Here is a 15,570-nt window from a genome sequence, read left to right as displayed (position 1 = left end):
AAAGTATAGCACAAAAAAGGCGGTCTAAAAAAAACCGCCTTACTTCATTGATAGGTTCTGTTAAATACCTAAAATTTTGTCGATTTTTGCCTTATCGAAACCAACGATTACCTGGTTGCCTATCGTTATTACGGGAACACCCATCTGCCCGCTTTTTCTATACATTTCTTCGGCTTTCTTTTGGTTCTTGCTTACGTCTATATCCTTGAAAGGAATGCCAAGAGACTTGAAATACTGTTTTGCTTTTCTGCACCACGGGCAGGACGGAGTGGAATAAACCGTAACCTTCAGATGCATGATCGTGTCACCTCCTTATACCCCATATGGGTATATCAAAAATTATTATAGCATTGCCAAAAAACACTGTCAACTGTTTCAAAACTGTATTAACACGATCTCTGGAGGAACGAAAAGCCTGAAATGTAGCCATGAACCGACTCCCGCAGATACAAGAACCCTATGCTTACCGAAGTTACCCATACCTTTTAGGATTGGATATTTATTTTTAAGCAGAAGATTTGAGATATATGGGATATAAACCTGACCACCGTGTGTGTGGCCGGAAAGGTAAAGTACCGGTTCGATCCCGGTATACCGAAAGATAGTATGGGGATAATGACCAAATACCAGAGGGTGTTTATTACCTGTAAAAGTGTAACGCCTGTTCAAAGGCATGCCAACGAGGGTTAGGCTACCGTTTTTGCCAGAAAGGACTGCTTCTTTTCCATCCAGGAGAATTACCCCGCTATTTTTGTACACCTCTTTTAATTTGCTGCCGATATCGTAGTCCCAGTTGCCGAAAACAGCATAACATGGGGCTATTTTCGAAAGCTCTGTAAAGAATCTCTGGAGATCAGAAAAATTAACTCCCGACTTGATGGCGTCACCACCAAAAAGTATATAATCCGGTTTAAGTTCTTTTATTTGGTTTATCAGTTGGGTGTGGAATTTTGTGTAATGCCTCATATGGAGGTCCGAAAAGAAGAGGACTTTCAACCCCTTATTATTAGATATCTTAAATTTCCTCACTTTCAATATTTCTGGTTCGATAACAAACGCATAAAAAGCCAATGCGAAAACCGCTATCATGAGGATAGTTGTGCCCTTCTTTATTATTCCCTTCACAAAGAACATCGATATTCCTCTTCTCACTAAATTGCACAAGGAATACCGATTTCCTCCCTTCTGAATGAGTATTCGGTACACATGGATAAACCACGTGAGTTTGATGCTTACCCTGGTTTGTGGTTTTTTAAGGTGATCTACATTGTAAATGCGGGTTAACAGGTACAGGTTGATTTTCCCATACATGTATATCATAATTATCTGCGAATTGTACATACAAAGCTCGTGTATAATGCTTCATATAGTTGCACGTAATTTCTAACTTCAGGCAGATGATATCGTGTATGATTTTAATATATAGAGTATTAATGCAGACTTTCCTGAAGATCTCGAAAGTGCGGGTATTATCGAACTCGGGAGGTGCTTATGTCAAAATCGAGTAGATTGTTCGGAAAGTTCTTAAGCAATTACCTAGATCAGCCCGAAAAATTCAGAAGGTATCTGAGTATGGGATTAAGTTTCGAACTCTTCAAAAGAAAAAATTTTCCGGATAAGAAGAAACCTTCTTTTGTTGCCAGTATAAATCACCTTGCCGTTTATGAGGTATATCAGGCGGTAAGAGGAAACAACAGCGTCTGGGTGAATCTTCTCGCGCCTTCTGAAATACTGATAGCTGCAGGTTTGAACCCCGTTTCAGCTGAGGGTATTGCCGGAACGATGTCAGCCATGCACCTCGAGGGGTACGCAATAGAGTTGAGCATGAGCGAAGGAGTAACGCCCTCTCTTTGCACGTTTCATCGGTGCTCGTTGGGAACAGCAATTTGGAAAAGTTTTCCAAAGCCGTTGTTTACAATGACCACATCGGTTTTATGCGACGGAAATGCAGGAACGTTTCATTCGATAGCAAAGGCTTACGGGGTCCCCTTTTTCATGATAGATGTCCCGCGCGGTCGAAAAAAGGAATACGTTCCCTATGTTGAGAAACAACTTCGTGAGCTCATAACCTTCGTGGAAGAGATCACAGGACAAACTTACAATATGAACAGGCTCTCAGAAATCCTCGAAATAGAAGAAGAAACAAGGAAGAATCTTCTTCAAGCGAGAAAAAAGCTCGCTGAAAAGGTTATTCCCTTCGAGGTGTATGAACATATGAACACGCTTTACGTTCTCCACACTTTGGTAGGTGATGAAAGGTTGCTGGAAGCTTCAAATAGATTCCTTTCAGATTTTGATAGAGAATGGCAGGATCCTGAGAAGAGAGTTCTCTGGCTTCATATACCGCCTTACTACGACAACGAACTTTTCGAGCTGTTTTCACCTTATGGTAAGGTATCAGTTGTTAGTTCAGAACTCTGGTGGGACTGGGTGTATCCTTTGAATCCAAAGGATCCCATAAGGAGTCTCGCTGAAAAACTGGTATTCAACATAGAAAATGGGACGGTAGAAGAAAGAGGGAATTTTCTCATAAAGCTTAGCGAGGAATTGAAAGTAGATGCTGTGGTTCATTTTTCTCATTGGGGATGCCGCCAATCAAGTGGAGCGGTTGGGTATCTTAAGAAGCAGTTCATCGAGAAAGAGATACCCTTCCTGTCCCTGGATGGAGACTGTGTGGATCATACGGCAGAAAGCGCCGGACAATTTAGTACAAGGGTAAAAGCTTTCTTTGAGATGTTGGGGGTATAGGAAGATGATATATTACGCATGTACTTACGTACCGGTTGAAATTCTGATTGCTTCAGGGTTACCTTTCCAGAAGCTGGAGGTCAGAGAATCCGGAGAGGATCCGTTGATACACCGCAATCTCTGCGGTTATTGCAAATCCGTATATGAAGGTGTGAAGAACCTGAAAAAAGATGATGTTTATATTGCTGTGGACTCGTGCGATGGAATGAGACGAACAGCGGATGTCTTGATGAAAAATTCTCAAGCAAAGGTCTTCACACTCAGGCTCCCATGGAGAAACGATGATAGCGCTGTTGAATTCTATGCTGGTGAATTGAAGAGGTTAACAGAATTTCTCTCCGAATTGAGAGGCAAACCAATAACCACCGATGAGCTTATAAAGGGAATGGAGAGATTTATCAAGCTAAAAAAACATCTCTGGAAGGTTCACAGGGAGGGTTATTCCGCTGAAGAACTTTCAGCGGCTTTGAAAGCTGCCGGAAGCGGGAAGATCTATACACCAGAAAGCGAAAGAGACTCTAACTTTTTGCCGAGAATAGCCTATTTTGGCGGGATTGCTGAATCGGTCCAAATTGGTGAGCTAATTAGAAAAGCTGGTGGGAAGATGGTTCTTAACGAAAGTTGTGGGGGAATCCGCGGTTTTACCGGTGATTACAGCACTCGTGAGAATCCATTAAATGCAATATCGAAAAGGCTTTTACAGTCGAGAATTCCATGCGGGCGTTTTGAGGTTGCTGTTAGAAAAGATTATGAAGAGCTCCTGATGGAGTTCGAAATCGATGGCGTCATTTTTGGTTCTCCTAAATTCTGCGATTTTTACGGTTTCGAATACAGAAATGTGAAGATTTCAAAGCCCTCTATATTTGTGGAGATTGATTATCCTCTCTATTCGGGTGGACAGTTGCTTACAAGGCTTGGAGCTTTCATAGAAACACTCAAAAAGGAGAAAATGACCCACGTTCGAAGGGGCGAAGGAAAACTCTTTGTTGGGGTTGATTCGGGTTCAACAACAACCAACATAGTTGTTGTTGATCAGATGGGTAATATAATAGGCTGGAGAAGCGAAAAGACAGGAAGGGATATTTCAAAAAAAGCGACAGAACTCCTTGAGGATTTAATGAGGGAACTGGAATTCAATATGAATGATATTTCCTATTGTATAGCCACAGGATACGGGAGGAATATAATCGACTTTGCCAATGATGCCGTAACGGAGATAACCTGCCATGCAAAAGGAGCGCACAGATTCTTCCCCCAGGCGAGAAGCGTTATAGACATGGGCGGACAGGACAGTAAGGTCATAAGGCTGGATGCTAGTGGCAAAGTGGTTGATTTCGTCATGAATGATAAATGTGCAGCTGGAACGGGAAGATTTCTCGAGGTTATGTCGAATGTTCTTCAATTGGATCTGGGTAAAATGAGCGAAGCGGCATTCAACTCGAAGAAAATAGTTCCTATAAGCAGTATGTGCACTGTTTTCGCGGAATCCGAGGTTATTTCGCTTTTAGGAAAAGGGGAATCCGTTGAAGATATATCCGCGGGGCTTTTTGAGTCTATTGGAAAAAGGATAAAAGCGATGTACAGGCGTTTGAAATGTGAACCGCCAACGGTTTTCACAGGAGGCGTTGCCAGAAACAAAGGGATGGTACGGACACTGGAAGAAATGCTCGGAACCTCACTCCTGATACCAGATGTCCCTGACATCGTCGGTGCTTACGGAGCGGCACTCATTGCCATGGAGAGAATGGAGGAGAGTGAGCGGTTTTGAAAACGGAAAAACTGTTCGTTGATACGAACAAGCCGGACAAAGGTATTATTTTAAGAGCCGCCAGGTATTTGCAGAAGGGAGAACTCGTTGCTTTTCCAACAGAAACGGTTTACGGTCTTGGGGCGAATGCTCTGGATGCCAAAGCGGCTAGCAAGATCTTTGAGGCAAAGGGGAGACCACAGGATAATCCTTTGATAGTACATGTCTCATCAATTGAAATGGCTCAAGAACTCGTTTTAGATGACTTGAATGATTACAAGTGGCTTGTAGAACTTCTCTGGCCGGGGCCTGTAACCATAATCTTCAGAAAATCCAGGAGAATTCCTGATATCGTTACTGCAGGGTTGCCCAATGTAGGAATAAGATTTCCCAGCCATCCTGTGGCCCAAAAACTCATAGAGATTGCAGGATTGCCCATAGCAGCACCGAGCGCAAATCTTTCCGGCAGACCAAGCCCTACCGATGAATTTCACGTGATTGAGGATATGGATGGAAGAATTGCATGTATGCTTTTAGCAGGAAAGACACTTTTTGGTTTAGAATCCACCATCGTAGATCTAAGCAGGGGAAAACCAACACTTTTGAGACCGGGGCCTATTTCTGTCGAGAGGCTTAAAACGCTTTTGCCGGATCTGGAGGTTCCAGAATTCGTGAAAGCGGAAGAAAAGTACTCAGGACCGGCTCTTGCACCCGGGATGAAATATAGACATTATTCTCCGAAGATAGAGTTGATACTTGTTGAAGGTGATCCTCGGGAACGTTATAAGGAGATCATAACCTTCGCTTTTGAAAAAAACTCAATCATACTCTGTTCCAGAGAAACAGAACACCTTTATCCGGGAGAGATCAAGAGAAGGGTTTTAGGTTCTAGGGATAATCTATACGAGGTTGCGGCGAATCTATTTTATGCACTTCGTGAACCAGGTGAAGAATTCGAACGGATAGTAAGCGAAGCATTTCCGGAGACTGGTGTAGGACTTGCCATAATGAACAGATTAAGAAAGGCCGCCTGGAGGATTATGTAAAGGCGGCCATAGTATCAGCAAAAGACTTTCTGTGATAACTAATTTCTCATTCACTTAATTTTTGTCTATAAAAATCCAGGGAGACATCTTTAAGTGTCATTGTTCCAGGATTATAATCAATCTCTTTAAGATATAGGTAGAAATCAAGATCGTAGTAGTAAATTTTCACGTGAGTTTTTTCTCCGTAGAGCTTTTCCCTCAGGAACTTCGCGAATCCCTCTACGAGGTTCTCTTCGCAAAAGGCCTTCCAGAGATAGGAACGAGTTAAATTAGGATTTGTAAACCAGAAATTATAGAAACCGGTATCATTTTTCAACTTTTCCACAAGATCTTCGAATTCATCTGAATTGGTAAAAGTCCGGAAAAAAGCGTGAGAATACTCATGCAGGGGTGTGAAATAAAGTTTTTCGATAGTTGTGACGTTTCGTTGAAGGGTGGAGATTTTTAAGTTGCCGTAACTGAATCCATAGGCTCCAACCTTTCTGAAAGTAAAATAGAACAAACAGGAATAATCGCCAAGCTCAATCCCGCTCATTCTTTCAATGAACTCGTAAGGGTTTTCATAATTTTGGGCTTCAAGAGTCAATGCTTCTGCTAACTCCTCAAATTCCTGTACGTGTCCTTCAAAATAATCCCGAAAGAAATTTTCATAGTAATATGGAAGAAGCTTTTTCAGATTCTGCCTCACGGAATATGGAAGCTCGAAGATAGCTGAATTGTAAAGCGTCAGGATATCATCCAACGTGCAACTATCTGATAGTTTTGTACTCAGATCCATCAGTTTCCAGTCACTAACATTCTCGAAAATTTCCACCAGAGAGTCTTTCATGTCTTCATCCATCGCTGCGTATGTGTCTTTCAACCACTGGTAGTGCTCCTGAGCGGATCTGTCGGCATCTTCATAGTACTCATTCCATTTATCTGGTACGAGTACATTGGCCAGATAGATTTCTTCTAGAGAGCTTACGAGAGAATATTTCAAAACGGGAGGTCTGACCTCAACCTCGTTGGCAATGGTTTCCTCCATTGGGCATGTGATTTGCAAAAGCGAACACCCGGATAAAAGGAACATGATTATTAACAGCGGAATTAAATTTTTCATAGCGAACCTCCTTATGATACCCGGAAGATATGAAGTCGTATTTTTCTTTAGTATAATACCATCAACTATAGGATTCATACAATATATCCAAAGAAACTTGTTGATTATTTATAAAAAACTCAAATTTATTTAGTGAAGAGCGAATTTTCTATTCTATATTATAAAACCAGAAATATACAGCTATCTAAGCTGGTTTGGGCGAATTGCCCCCTGTATCTCTCGCCTTTTATCGAAATTATTTTGAGATTAACTATAAAATTTTTAATATCACTCTTGACATTTATAAATTTAAATGGTATATTATTGATGTAAAAGATAAAGACCTTTATAAAGGAGGGAGCAGGATGAAAAAGAGAATCGCTGAAAAAAGCATTGAAAAGCAGATTGAAAAAAGAAAACTCGAAGTATTGCAGAGACTGTATGCTGAACCTCACCTGTTCTGAAATCAGAAATACTGAAAGGGGGAGCGCACAATGAGCAAGGAAAGAAGAATTCATTACAAAGAGATAGAAAACAAAGAGATAGAAAGAAAGTTAGAAGAGATAAAAGTAGATATTTTGAACCAGATGTGCTTTCAGTACTAAGCGATTGAAGAAAAGCAAAAACACCGGGAGTTTCCCGGTGTTTTTTTTGTTTTTTACCATATACGAATGCGAAATCATAGTCTTTCTAAAGACCAGAGCGTGTTAGCGGCATTTCGTTGTTCGTGCTTTCATATTCTTTTTGGATAAACAAATTAAGTGAAGTATTGTGATTACTTATTATATTACAAATTATCAGTTAATTTGTTTGGATATTCGCGTTAATGTGTTATAACATATATTGGAAGTGAATGAATGTTTTAATGTCGTGTCGAGCTTCTATCATTACATCATTAAACTTTACTAAACAAACGCAAAAACCCATAGAAACTTTCCACCGTGCGTAGGATCTAATTGCATATGACTTACCACATATTGAAAGGAGGTTTATTATTGAGAATATCTGTTTTTCTTAAACCTGAGGAGGCTACCAATACATTTCCGGACGAGTATCGTAAAGGATTTATATTTTTGTTTAAGACCATAGTTAAAGAACAGAATAGATATCAAGAGTTGTATGGTATCAAAAAACACAAACCATTCTGTTTTGCTGCTCGTCTTGGATATGAATGCGCTCTAAATAATCGTACCTTCACTTTTACAGGTCCTGTTATTTTAAAAGTTTCATCTGGGGATCATGCATTTTTTGCACAACTTTTGAACGGATTCATCGGTAGATGGAAAAGAAGCGATGAAATAAAGTTGTATCAAAGTAAATTTAGAGTCAGTGATATACGTGTACTACCCCCAAAAAGAATAACAAAAAGTGAGATTGTTTGTGATTCTTTGGAAAGGATAGTACTGAAAGATCCTAATAAGAGGGGAGCGCGATATCTGTCGCCATATGATGATCTTGAATATTTTAACAGGATTCTTTCAGAGTACAGCAAAGATAAGTATTACTACTTTATGGGTAAAGAAGCTCACGGAAATCTTTATTTAGAGCCTCTTAACGGTAAATTCGATTCCGTTAGGCATTACGGTGGACTTGTTTTTGGTTACAGAGGAAGCTTCAGACTTTATGGATCACCTGAGCTCCTTCAGTTTGTGTATGATTACGGACTTGGTCATAGAACGGGTCAAGGTTTTGGTTATATAGTTATAAGGGGAGAGGGCATATGAGGTTTTATCCAGGACCATGGTTTTACAATGCAGCGGTGATAGGTTTCGCCAAATCGATTACCAAATACTTTGGGGAGCAGGCGGTTGAATACCTTGATGACGGTACTTTGAAAGTAGATGATGGTGTGATGTCCTTGTTGTACAAACCTGTGTGGGATGTTATAGATGATCTACCAAAAAAATTGCAACCGCCTCCCACGAGCGGAAAAGGGCAAGATTTTATTGAAACAGTTCCGGTTAATGCTTGGATGTTTGTGTTAGAAACGATTGAATTTTTAAAGCAACCTGGTAATGCATCTAAGGATTTTTTGGAAAAGGTAGAAAATGTTGAAAAACGCAACGATCCTTTCGAAAAATTTCATACTGTGCGCACCAGATATTTTTTGAAAAGCGGTCCATTTGCCAATGCTATTAGTGCAGGGGTTAAAGAAGAAGACGTAATTAATTTGGTTGCAAGGCTTTTTGGCGGTGAGGAAGAAACCTTAAATGAATCATTGCATTGTTCGTTATGTGGAAATAAATTCAATGTACCGAAAGACTCTGACAGAATGTTTATGGATAATCGTACCTTAAAGTATGCTGCAAGTTCTCCAGGGCACTTTCCAAGTTTCTATTGGAGCTTTAAACCGAGCATTCCAATCTGTCCCGAGTGCCTGTCTATACTTTTTTATGGACTTTTATCCTTTGTTCGAGGTCCGACAGGGGAATATTTATTTGTGAACGCACATTCTTTTAAGTTGATGAAAGAAATGCACAAGCAATTGAAAGAAATTGCATCCAAAAGATCTATAAAGAGTCCTGCAAGTATGTTTCTTCAATCTCTTCTAAAACAGTTGCTTATGATAGCCACTACCTTTAGTCTTTGGAGTACTTTGTCTATAGAAATGTATCAAATAGATTCGGATTTTTCAAAATCGAGAATTACTTACATACCATCGCACAAAGTCGAGCAATTACTTGGTTCAGAGCGGGCAAGTAATGCACTTATGGCAATGCGCAACACTGAAATATTTGAAAGATTTGTTCAAGATGATGTGGGGTGGTTATTTAATGTGCTTTATCTTAGTACTAAATATATAGTTTCAAACAAAGAAGGAAGCCTTGAAGAATTACGTTCGTACATTGGCTACGTAAGCGAAAACCAAGTTATTTACTTGATGATTAATTTACAGGATCTCATATATGAAATGGTGAATAACGGAGGTGATCAAATGAGTCTCTGGCGGGTTAGAAATGCAGCCATGTCGTTGCAGCCGGAATTAAAGAAAGATTTAGCAAAGTTATCTCACCAAATACTTGAAAAAACGAGAATAGGAGCGAGAGATGATGCTATGTATCTTATTGAAAGAACATTTGCAGCACATAAAGCTTTGTTAGACGATAACATTATAAGTATCTTCGATGAAAAAGATGATGAAATGTTCAAACTGAAGCTTTACACATTCATTGGTAAAGTTTTTGAAAATACTGAACAGGGGGGAAAATAATGAAATTAAATGGTGTGACTGTAACAATTGGTTTCGAGCTTTCTTCCATGAACAGAGATCAATCTATAGGTAATATAACCACACTTAAGAAGTTGAGTATTGGAAACGAGATCTACACCATGATTAGCAGACCCTGGATGACAAACAAGTTTATCAACACATTAGTGGCGCGTTTCCCAGATAGGTGGAAAATGGCACCTCTTACAGTTGCAAATAAAGTGCTTCAGCATGAGTTATTAAGACCCGGAAAAGAAATAGAGGTAGTTGGAGATATCATAAGATATGCAGAACTTGATGCTTTTGGATACATGAGCACTGCGGAGAAAAAAGGCAGCGGAAAGACTGGTATATCTGTTACCTTAACACGCAAAGCACCTGTTTCCGCCACAAAAGCTATTTCTCTTTATTCATGGAAAGGAGATACAGGATTTTATGCAAATCATGCTATGGTTTCACGTTATAACAAGACATTGCCTAAAGAGCCTGCTACACCTGATCCATACTCAAAAGAGGAAAGCTATTCCTTGTTCAAATTTAGTGTGAATATAGACTTAAGAAGGTTGGGAGAGGACACATGGTATTTAAACAAAGACATTATTGGCAGATTAAGTACTGATAACTTCCCGGATATAGAGACTCAAGGAGGCAAGGTCATTCTAAACAAAGAGAAAAATTTGCTTGAATTCAAACTAAATCCAGAGGAGAAAGTTAAACGTGTCCTTGATATACTTGAGGTTTTAAAAGACGGTCTTATTGCTCATGGAGCTGGGGAGGATTATGGCATCGTGCCGCTATTTCTTATTGCTGCTCCTGTTAAGATTCCTGTACCAATCTTCCATCATTTTGTGCGAACAAATCCAAAAACAGAAAGAATCCCAGCTGAGGAGATCAGAAATGTTATAAACAACAACGGCTATATTATAAAGGAAAACGGAGGAGAAAACCCTGTTGTGTTTGTTCAGAACCTGCGTAAAGATATTCTTGAGGATGGGGAACTGAGTTATTACGATTACGAGGAGTTCAAAAACTATATAAAAACCCATATTGAGTAGGCGATTCGTATGAAATTGCTGAAAATAGTACTCTTGCAGGACTCAGCAACTTTCAGGATGCCTAACACCTCCGGTCATATCATTAGTTATCCACTTCCCATGTACTCGACAGTGATAGGCTTTTTGTGTACCACGATACTGGGAGAACACCACAAACTGCTCAATGAAGGTCTTTCCATTGCTATATATTCAAAATTTCAGACAAGATATACTGAATACATCTGGTACAGGAACTTATACAAAGAAGCACATGTGAAACGCTTTGGAAGCGTGGATAACAGAATGCACAATGGTGAATTAGAACATTTTGGCGGGCAATCTCCTATTACCAGAGATAGGCTGCACAATGTAAGAACCCTTATATATCTTTTAACAGATGGAAGATTGATGGAGCAGATAAAAAATAATCTTAAAGAGGATATCCCAGCATTGCATTTGGGAATGGCAGAGGATATAGTGGTTCCAGAAAAGGTTGAGTACGTATATGTGGATGAAGAACCTACCGAATATGTAGGGAAGGTAGACTATTATAGCTGGCTACCGTTAGAGTATGAAGGCAATTATTTGCCAGCGAATTACAACGAATTTTTAAACAGAATCGCTGGGGGTACATATTTGGTGAGTACTGTATATAAGCTGGTTAACCTGCATAACGTAACTGTACGGGATTTTTCATACATACGCGTGAAGCTCTTTTCGCCAAGAGGTTTACCCGTAAATTATATACAGCCATATAAATTTCTCTTAGATCAAACAGAAAATCTTCCTTTGTGGCTTGTGAAAATCGGTGGTGGTAAAGGTGTATGACCTCACAAAGTTTCTCGCAAAATCAAGTGGAGTTAATCTCGTGGATCACTTGAAACACGTAAGTAGGGTTGGTAGATCTATTGGTGATAGAAAGCTGGAAATAATAGCTTTGTTACATGATGTTGGGAAGATATATCCTGCGTTTCAAAAAGAACTTGGCAGTGAAGCTTACCAGGATAGTTTTATGGACTCGTTTCCCCGAGTTCCTCATAACGTTGTGTCTGTATTTTGCTTTGATAAGAAAAAGTTAGTGCAGAAGTACAATATGCAACTAAAACCTACGATAACTGCCATTTTTTTTCATCATTGGCGGGAGGAAATGACAGGTTTGCTGACAACAAATGTGAAAATGAAAGTTTTTGTGCAAAAGGTGATTGAATATCGAAAAATTTTCGATGAAATCCTAAATGATCTGAACAATGCCCTTGGGCTCGAGGGCATTTTGAAACTAGATATGACTTTATTAGAGAATATTCTGCACGGCGCTTCTCTTAACGATTTGGATATTCTGATACCACCCTATAAAATGAAGCTTTCTGTTCCAAGATACCTGAGCGGATTCGAAGATATGAGCAACATAATAATCCAATCAGGATTGTTGAAATATTCTGACCATTTTGCTTCGTACTTTGAAGACCAAGAAAATGAACTGAACGAAGAAATGGTAGCAGCGGCTTCTGTATGGCAGACGGATAACAGAGAACAAATAGTGCTCAAGGAAATGGAAGATAAGGGAATTACCGACAAGGATAATTGGCAAAAGAGAAAGTTAAACTCAACAGATAATACGATACTAATTGCTAATACAGGAGCTGGAAAAACATACTTTGCTTACATGTGGGCAAGAGATCGACGCCTTGTAATTACTCTTCCCCTCAGGTCAGCAGTTAATGCTATGTATGCTCGTACTGCAGAATTATTCTCTAAAAATGGTGAAAAGGTAGGACTTTTGCACTCAGATGCAGATATTGAAAGTAAGCAACCAGGAGAATTCTTGAGTGGTTTTAATATCAATGTTGCGAGAAACCTTGCATATCCAAACATTGTGACAACAGGTGATCAGATATTTCCCGCTGCATTGCAGTATCCAGGTTATGATAAAATATATGCCATTCTCAAGAATTCTGCGCTTGTTGTGGATGAGGTACAGGCGTATAGTCCGCAAGCCGCGGCGGTTGTTATAAAACTTCTTAAAGATGTGTCAGCTCTTGGTGGAAAATTCCTTCTCATGACAGCAACTTTACCCCCACATATTCGCACAGAAATAGAACCGCTTGTTGATAAAAACAACATAATAAACATTTACCCAGAGGTATTTAGAGGAATTAAGAAACATAAGTTAAGTATAAGGCTGTCAGGTTTGGAAGATTCTATTGATGAAATTATTGAAAAAGCCTTCGAGGGTAAACGGGTTTTGGTTATAGCTAACACCGTAAAACGAGCAATGAGTGTTTATGAGAAACTGATCAATACATCAAAAAGTAAATTAGAAAAGAGTAAAATACATCTTCTCCATTCTAGGTTTACACCACGTGATCGCCGGGTTAAAGAGAAGGAAATTGAAGAGTTTTTTCCTAACAACTTGGTACGGAAAAGTGGTGTATTCGTGACAACGCAGATTATTGAAGCATCACTTGATATCTCTGCAGATTATTTATATACAGATATTGCGCCGATGGATAGTTTAATCCAAAGACTTGGAAGAGTACTGCGATATATTCGCGATGAATATAAATACAGAGGTGAACCTAACGTAATAGTACATATTGAGGGAAGAGGTAAAAAATCTGATCTTAAAATCACAAACGCTGAAGTTTATCCAGAAGAAATCATTTTGAGAACAGTAGATACCCTTTTGGATCTACAAAGTAAAGATAGAAAAGACCTTGTATTTGGAAGGCGAATAGACTTTTCAGAACCTCTTGATGAATCCATAAAAGCAGATTTGGTCGAAACAGTGTATACAGATATAGAAAATACTAATTACATGCGGAATTTTAGGGAGGCTCTTGCTATTTTGGAATCTGGTTGGATGTCTGATAGAAAAAGGGACGCTCAACGGATATTTAGAGAGATAAATAATATCACGGTTATACCCGCCAATATGGTAGATAAGGCGATAAATACCGTTAAAATACTTTTAGATAATAATGAACTGACATGGATTAATTTTAAAGAAAAGGTGGTCAGTACTTACACAATCAGTATTCCTCAAGGCAATAGACGAAAGACTATTTCATTACTTGAAGACTACATAAACCAAAGACTTGAAAACGTCCCAGATAGACTATATAGCTATTGCAGAGGTATTTATGTTCACAGAAAAGCTATTTACAATGATTCATTAGGATTGATTGAAGAGTAAATGTCGACCTGGAATAAGCGGAAAATACCTGGAGATCGACAAAAGCTCTGTAAACGTTTTGGAATAAGCCTTACAATTACAACTTTGTTTTCGTCAGAAGTATTTTTGGCGGAAATTAGGTGGTCTTTGACAAGGTCGACAGAAATATCTTGAATATTCTTCTGTGATAAGCTAAATATAAAGCGGACAAAAAGTTTGCAATTGTTGCTCTGTATATTAGTTCTATGGCGTTTTATAGACATTTTATGTGTAAATGGGTTATAAGTCAACCAATGAGGAATATAAACCATTACCGTTGGTTCCATCCAGCTTTATGGCGCTTTGGTTATAAGTCAACCAATGAGGAATATAAACATTTTCTAGAATATGTCGAGGAAATTGATTCAAGTTATAAGTCAACCAATGAGGAATATAAACGTCAAAAATCCGATATTTCCAACTCGAAGAAGGCTGTTATAAGTCAACCAATGAGGAATATAAACCAGATAATCGGGTATCTAAATGACGCAGGAGATGAATAGTTATAAGTCAACCAATGAGGAATATAAACATGAGCGCGCGTCGATCGAAAATGGTTGTGCTGGATGTTATAAGTCAACCAATGAGGAATATAAACATGAAGATAATCAGAAGAATCAGGGCACGTAAAGTTATAAGTCAACCAATGAGGAATATAAACTCTATAGGAATACCAAGAGCTTCACGTACTCTGGTGTTATAAGTCAACCAATGAGGAATATAAACGCTCATTCTGTTGGTTTCTTCCTGACTTCTGCTAAGGTTATAAGTCAACCAATGAGGAATATAAACTCTATGATGAGGAATACCCGAGAGTCGGGATAATGTTATAAGTCAACCAATGAGGAATATAAACATAAGGTCATCAGCGGTTACGTTGGTAAACGCTGGTTATAAGTCAACCAATGAGGAATATAAACGTTTGAATAATCCTTTAAGAAAAGGTATGTTAACTGGGTTATAAGTCAACCAATGAGGAATATAAACTATCTACCAGGGTATTCTTCATCAGGTCAGCAAAAAGGGTTATAAGTCAACCAATGAGGAATATAAACGCTAATCGTGTATTGAAACTGAAGACAACCGGAGTTAAGTTATAAGTCAACCAATGAGGAATATAAACAATAAACCCCGCTATCGCTGTCCCGAGAGTTGACCGTTATAAGTCAACCAGTGAGGAATGTAAACTCATACATTCTCTCATGAATTTTTACGAAGTTAAGTGTATATGTGTATGGCAAAATAAAAATACAGCAAGTGGCAGGATAAAAATCCAGCAGTAAGGAAAAGAAAAAGATCATTGCCAGCACCCGGAAAATCCATTACCCTTTAATTGCACACCAAAACAGTTAAAGGGGGTTAGAAAGGAGTGCTGACAATGATCCAGATACATCATATCAAATATCTACGTGAATTTAAAGGGAAGTCGCTAAGAAATATAGCCAACGAAACAGGCCACGATTTCAGAACGGTGAAGAAATATGACGAAATGGAT

General features: G+C 39.0%; 11 protein-coding genes and 1 CRISPR repeat array. Of the genes, 8 read left to right on the top strand and 3 right to left on the bottom strand.

Annotated features, from left to right (window positions below; all coding sequences use genetic code 11):
- Nucleotides 1-60: 60 nt before the first annotated feature.
- Together DU53_RS04850 and DU53_RS04845 are read right to left on the bottom strand one after the other, a co-directional pair.
- Entirely contained in the window at nucleotides 61-297 is a 237-nt protein-coding gene (locus tag DU53_RS04850; protein WP_015868319.1) for a glutaredoxin family protein, read from the bottom strand.
- Between the two features lie 78 nt (nucleotides 298-375).
- Nucleotides 376-1,134 (bottom strand): metallophosphoesterase, encoded by a 759-nt coding sequence (locus tag DU53_RS04845; protein ID WP_063727786.1) that lies wholly within the window; start codon nucleotides 1,132-1,134, stop codon nucleotides 376-378.
- Nucleotides 1,135-1,491: 357 nt separating this feature from the next.
- Here DU53_RS04845 and DU53_RS04840 point away from each other — a divergent pair, with 357 nt between their 5' ends.
- From DU53_RS04840 to DU53_RS04830, 3 genes are read left to right on the top strand one after another with little or no spacing between them, the layout of a single operon-like run.
- Nucleotides 1,492-2,748, top strand: a complete 1,257-nt coding sequence (locus DU53_RS04840) for a 2-hydroxyacyl-CoA dehydratase subunit D (RefSeq protein WP_063727784.1) — start codon at nucleotides 1,492-1,494, stop codon at nucleotides 2,746-2,748.
- Between the two features lie 4 nt (nucleotides 2,749-2,752).
- Nucleotides 2,753-4,516 (top strand): acyl-CoA dehydratase activase, encoded by a 1,764-nt coding sequence (locus DU53_RS04835; protein ID WP_063727782.1) that lies wholly within the window; start codon nucleotides 2,753-2,755, stop codon nucleotides 4,514-4,516.
- A complete protein-coding gene (locus DU53_RS04830) occupies nucleotides 4,513-5,541 on the top strand; it encodes an L-threonylcarbamoyladenylate synthase (protein ID WP_063727780.1) in 1,029 nt (342 codons plus the stop codon). The genes DU53_RS04835 and DU53_RS04830 overlap by 4 nt, the downstream gene beginning before the upstream one ends.
- Nucleotides 5,542-5,587: 46 nt before the next feature.
- On the opposite strand, the gene DU53_RS04825 is transcribed toward DU53_RS04830, so the two are convergent.
- Nucleotides 5,588-6,643 carry a hypothetical protein gene (locus DU53_RS04825; RefSeq protein WP_063727777.1) on the bottom strand — a complete coding sequence of 352 codons (1,056 nt, stop codon included), beginning with the start codon at nucleotides 6,641-6,643 and terminating at the stop codon, nucleotides 5,588-5,590.
- Nucleotides 6,644-7,617: 974 nt separating this feature from the next.
- Between DU53_RS04825 and cas6 the strand changes: the two genes are divergently transcribed.
- Genes cas6 through DU53_RS04800 form a run of 5 tightly spaced genes read left to right on the top strand, consistent with a single transcriptional unit; the run spans nucleotide 7,618 to nucleotide 14,057 of the window.
- On the top strand, nucleotides 7,618-8,346 hold the full coding sequence (gene cas6 / locus DU53_RS04820) for a CRISPR-associated endoribonuclease Cas6 (protein WP_063727775.1): 729 nt from the start codon (nucleotides 7,618-7,620) through the stop codon (nucleotides 8,344-8,346).
- Nucleotides 8,343-9,833 carry a type I-B CRISPR-associated protein Cas8b1/Cst1 gene (cas8a1, locus tag DU53_RS04815; protein WP_063727773.1) on the top strand — a complete coding sequence of 497 codons (1,491 nt, stop codon included), beginning with the start codon at nucleotides 8,343-8,345 and terminating at the stop codon, nucleotides 9,831-9,833. The genes cas6 and cas8a1 overlap by 4 nt, the downstream gene beginning before the upstream one ends.
- The gene (cas7i, locus tag DU53_RS04810; protein WP_063727771.1) at nucleotides 9,833-10,885 is read left to right on the top strand and encodes a type I-B CRISPR-associated protein Cas7/Cst2/DevR; all 1,053 of its coding nucleotides are present in this window, start codon (nucleotides 9,833-9,835) and stop codon (nucleotides 10,883-10,885) included. The genes cas8a1 and cas7i overlap by 1 nt, the downstream gene beginning before the upstream one ends.
- A 9-nt stretch (nucleotides 10,886-10,894) precedes the next feature.
- Nucleotides 10,895-11,692 carry a type I-B CRISPR-associated protein Cas5b gene (cas5b, locus tag DU53_RS04805; RefSeq protein WP_063727769.1) on the top strand — a complete coding sequence of 266 codons (798 nt, stop codon included), beginning with the start codon at nucleotides 10,895-10,897 and terminating at the stop codon, nucleotides 11,690-11,692.
- Nucleotides 11,685-14,057, top strand: a complete 2,373-nt coding sequence (locus DU53_RS04800) for a CRISPR-associated helicase/endonuclease Cas3 (RefSeq protein WP_063727768.1) — start codon at nucleotides 11,685-11,687, stop codon at nucleotides 14,055-14,057. The genes cas5b and DU53_RS04800 overlap by 8 nt, the downstream gene beginning before the upstream one ends.
- A 257-nt stretch (nucleotides 14,058-14,314) precedes the next feature.
- A CRISPR array of direct repeats spans nucleotides 14,315-15,263; the repeat unit is 30 nt; unit sequence GTTATAAGTCAACCAATGAGGAATATAAAC.
- Between the last annotated feature and the right edge of the window lie 307 nt (nucleotides 15,264-15,570).

It is taken from the genome of Kosmotoga sp. DU53 (assembly GCF_001639905.1).
In the GTDB taxonomy this organism is placed as follows: domain Bacteria; phylum Thermotogota; class Thermotogae; order Petrotogales; family Kosmotogaceae; genus Kosmotoga; species Kosmotoga olearia.
Note: the sequence above shows the minus strand (reverse complement) of the source record. Positions and strands in the feature narration are given on the sequence as shown.

Excerpts from the sequence above, each read along its gene's own strand:
- DU53_RS04825 (WP_063727777.1), bottom strand. The coding sequence starts at position 6,643 with ATGAAAAATTTAATTCCGCTGTTAATAATCATGTTCCTTTTATCCGGG.
- DU53_RS04835 (WP_063727782.1), top strand. The coding sequence starts at position 2,753 with ATGATATATTACGCATGTACTTACGTACCGGTTGAAATTCTGATTGCT.
- DU53_RS04840 (WP_063727784.1), top strand. The coding sequence starts at position 1,492 with ATGTCAAAATCGAGTAGATTGTTCGGAAAGTTCTTAAGCAATTACCTA.
- cas7i (WP_063727771.1), top strand. The coding sequence starts at position 9,833 with ATGAAATTAAATGGTGTGACTGTAACAATTGGTTTCGAGCTTTCTTCC.
- cas5b (WP_063727769.1), top strand. The coding sequence starts at position 10,895 with ATGAAATTGCTGAAAATAGTACTCTTGCAGGACTCAGCAACTTTCAGG.
- cas8a1 (WP_063727773.1), top strand. The coding sequence starts at position 8,343 with ATGAGGTTTTATCCAGGACCATGGTTTTACAATGCAGCGGTGATAGGT.
- DU53_RS04850 (WP_015868319.1), bottom strand. The coding sequence starts at position 297 with ATGCATCTGAAGGTTACGGTTTATTCCACTCCGTCCTGCCCGTGGTGC.
- DU53_RS04845 (WP_063727786.1), bottom strand. The coding sequence starts at position 1,134 with ATGTTCTTTGTGAAGGGAATAATAAAGAAGGGCACAACTATCCTCATG.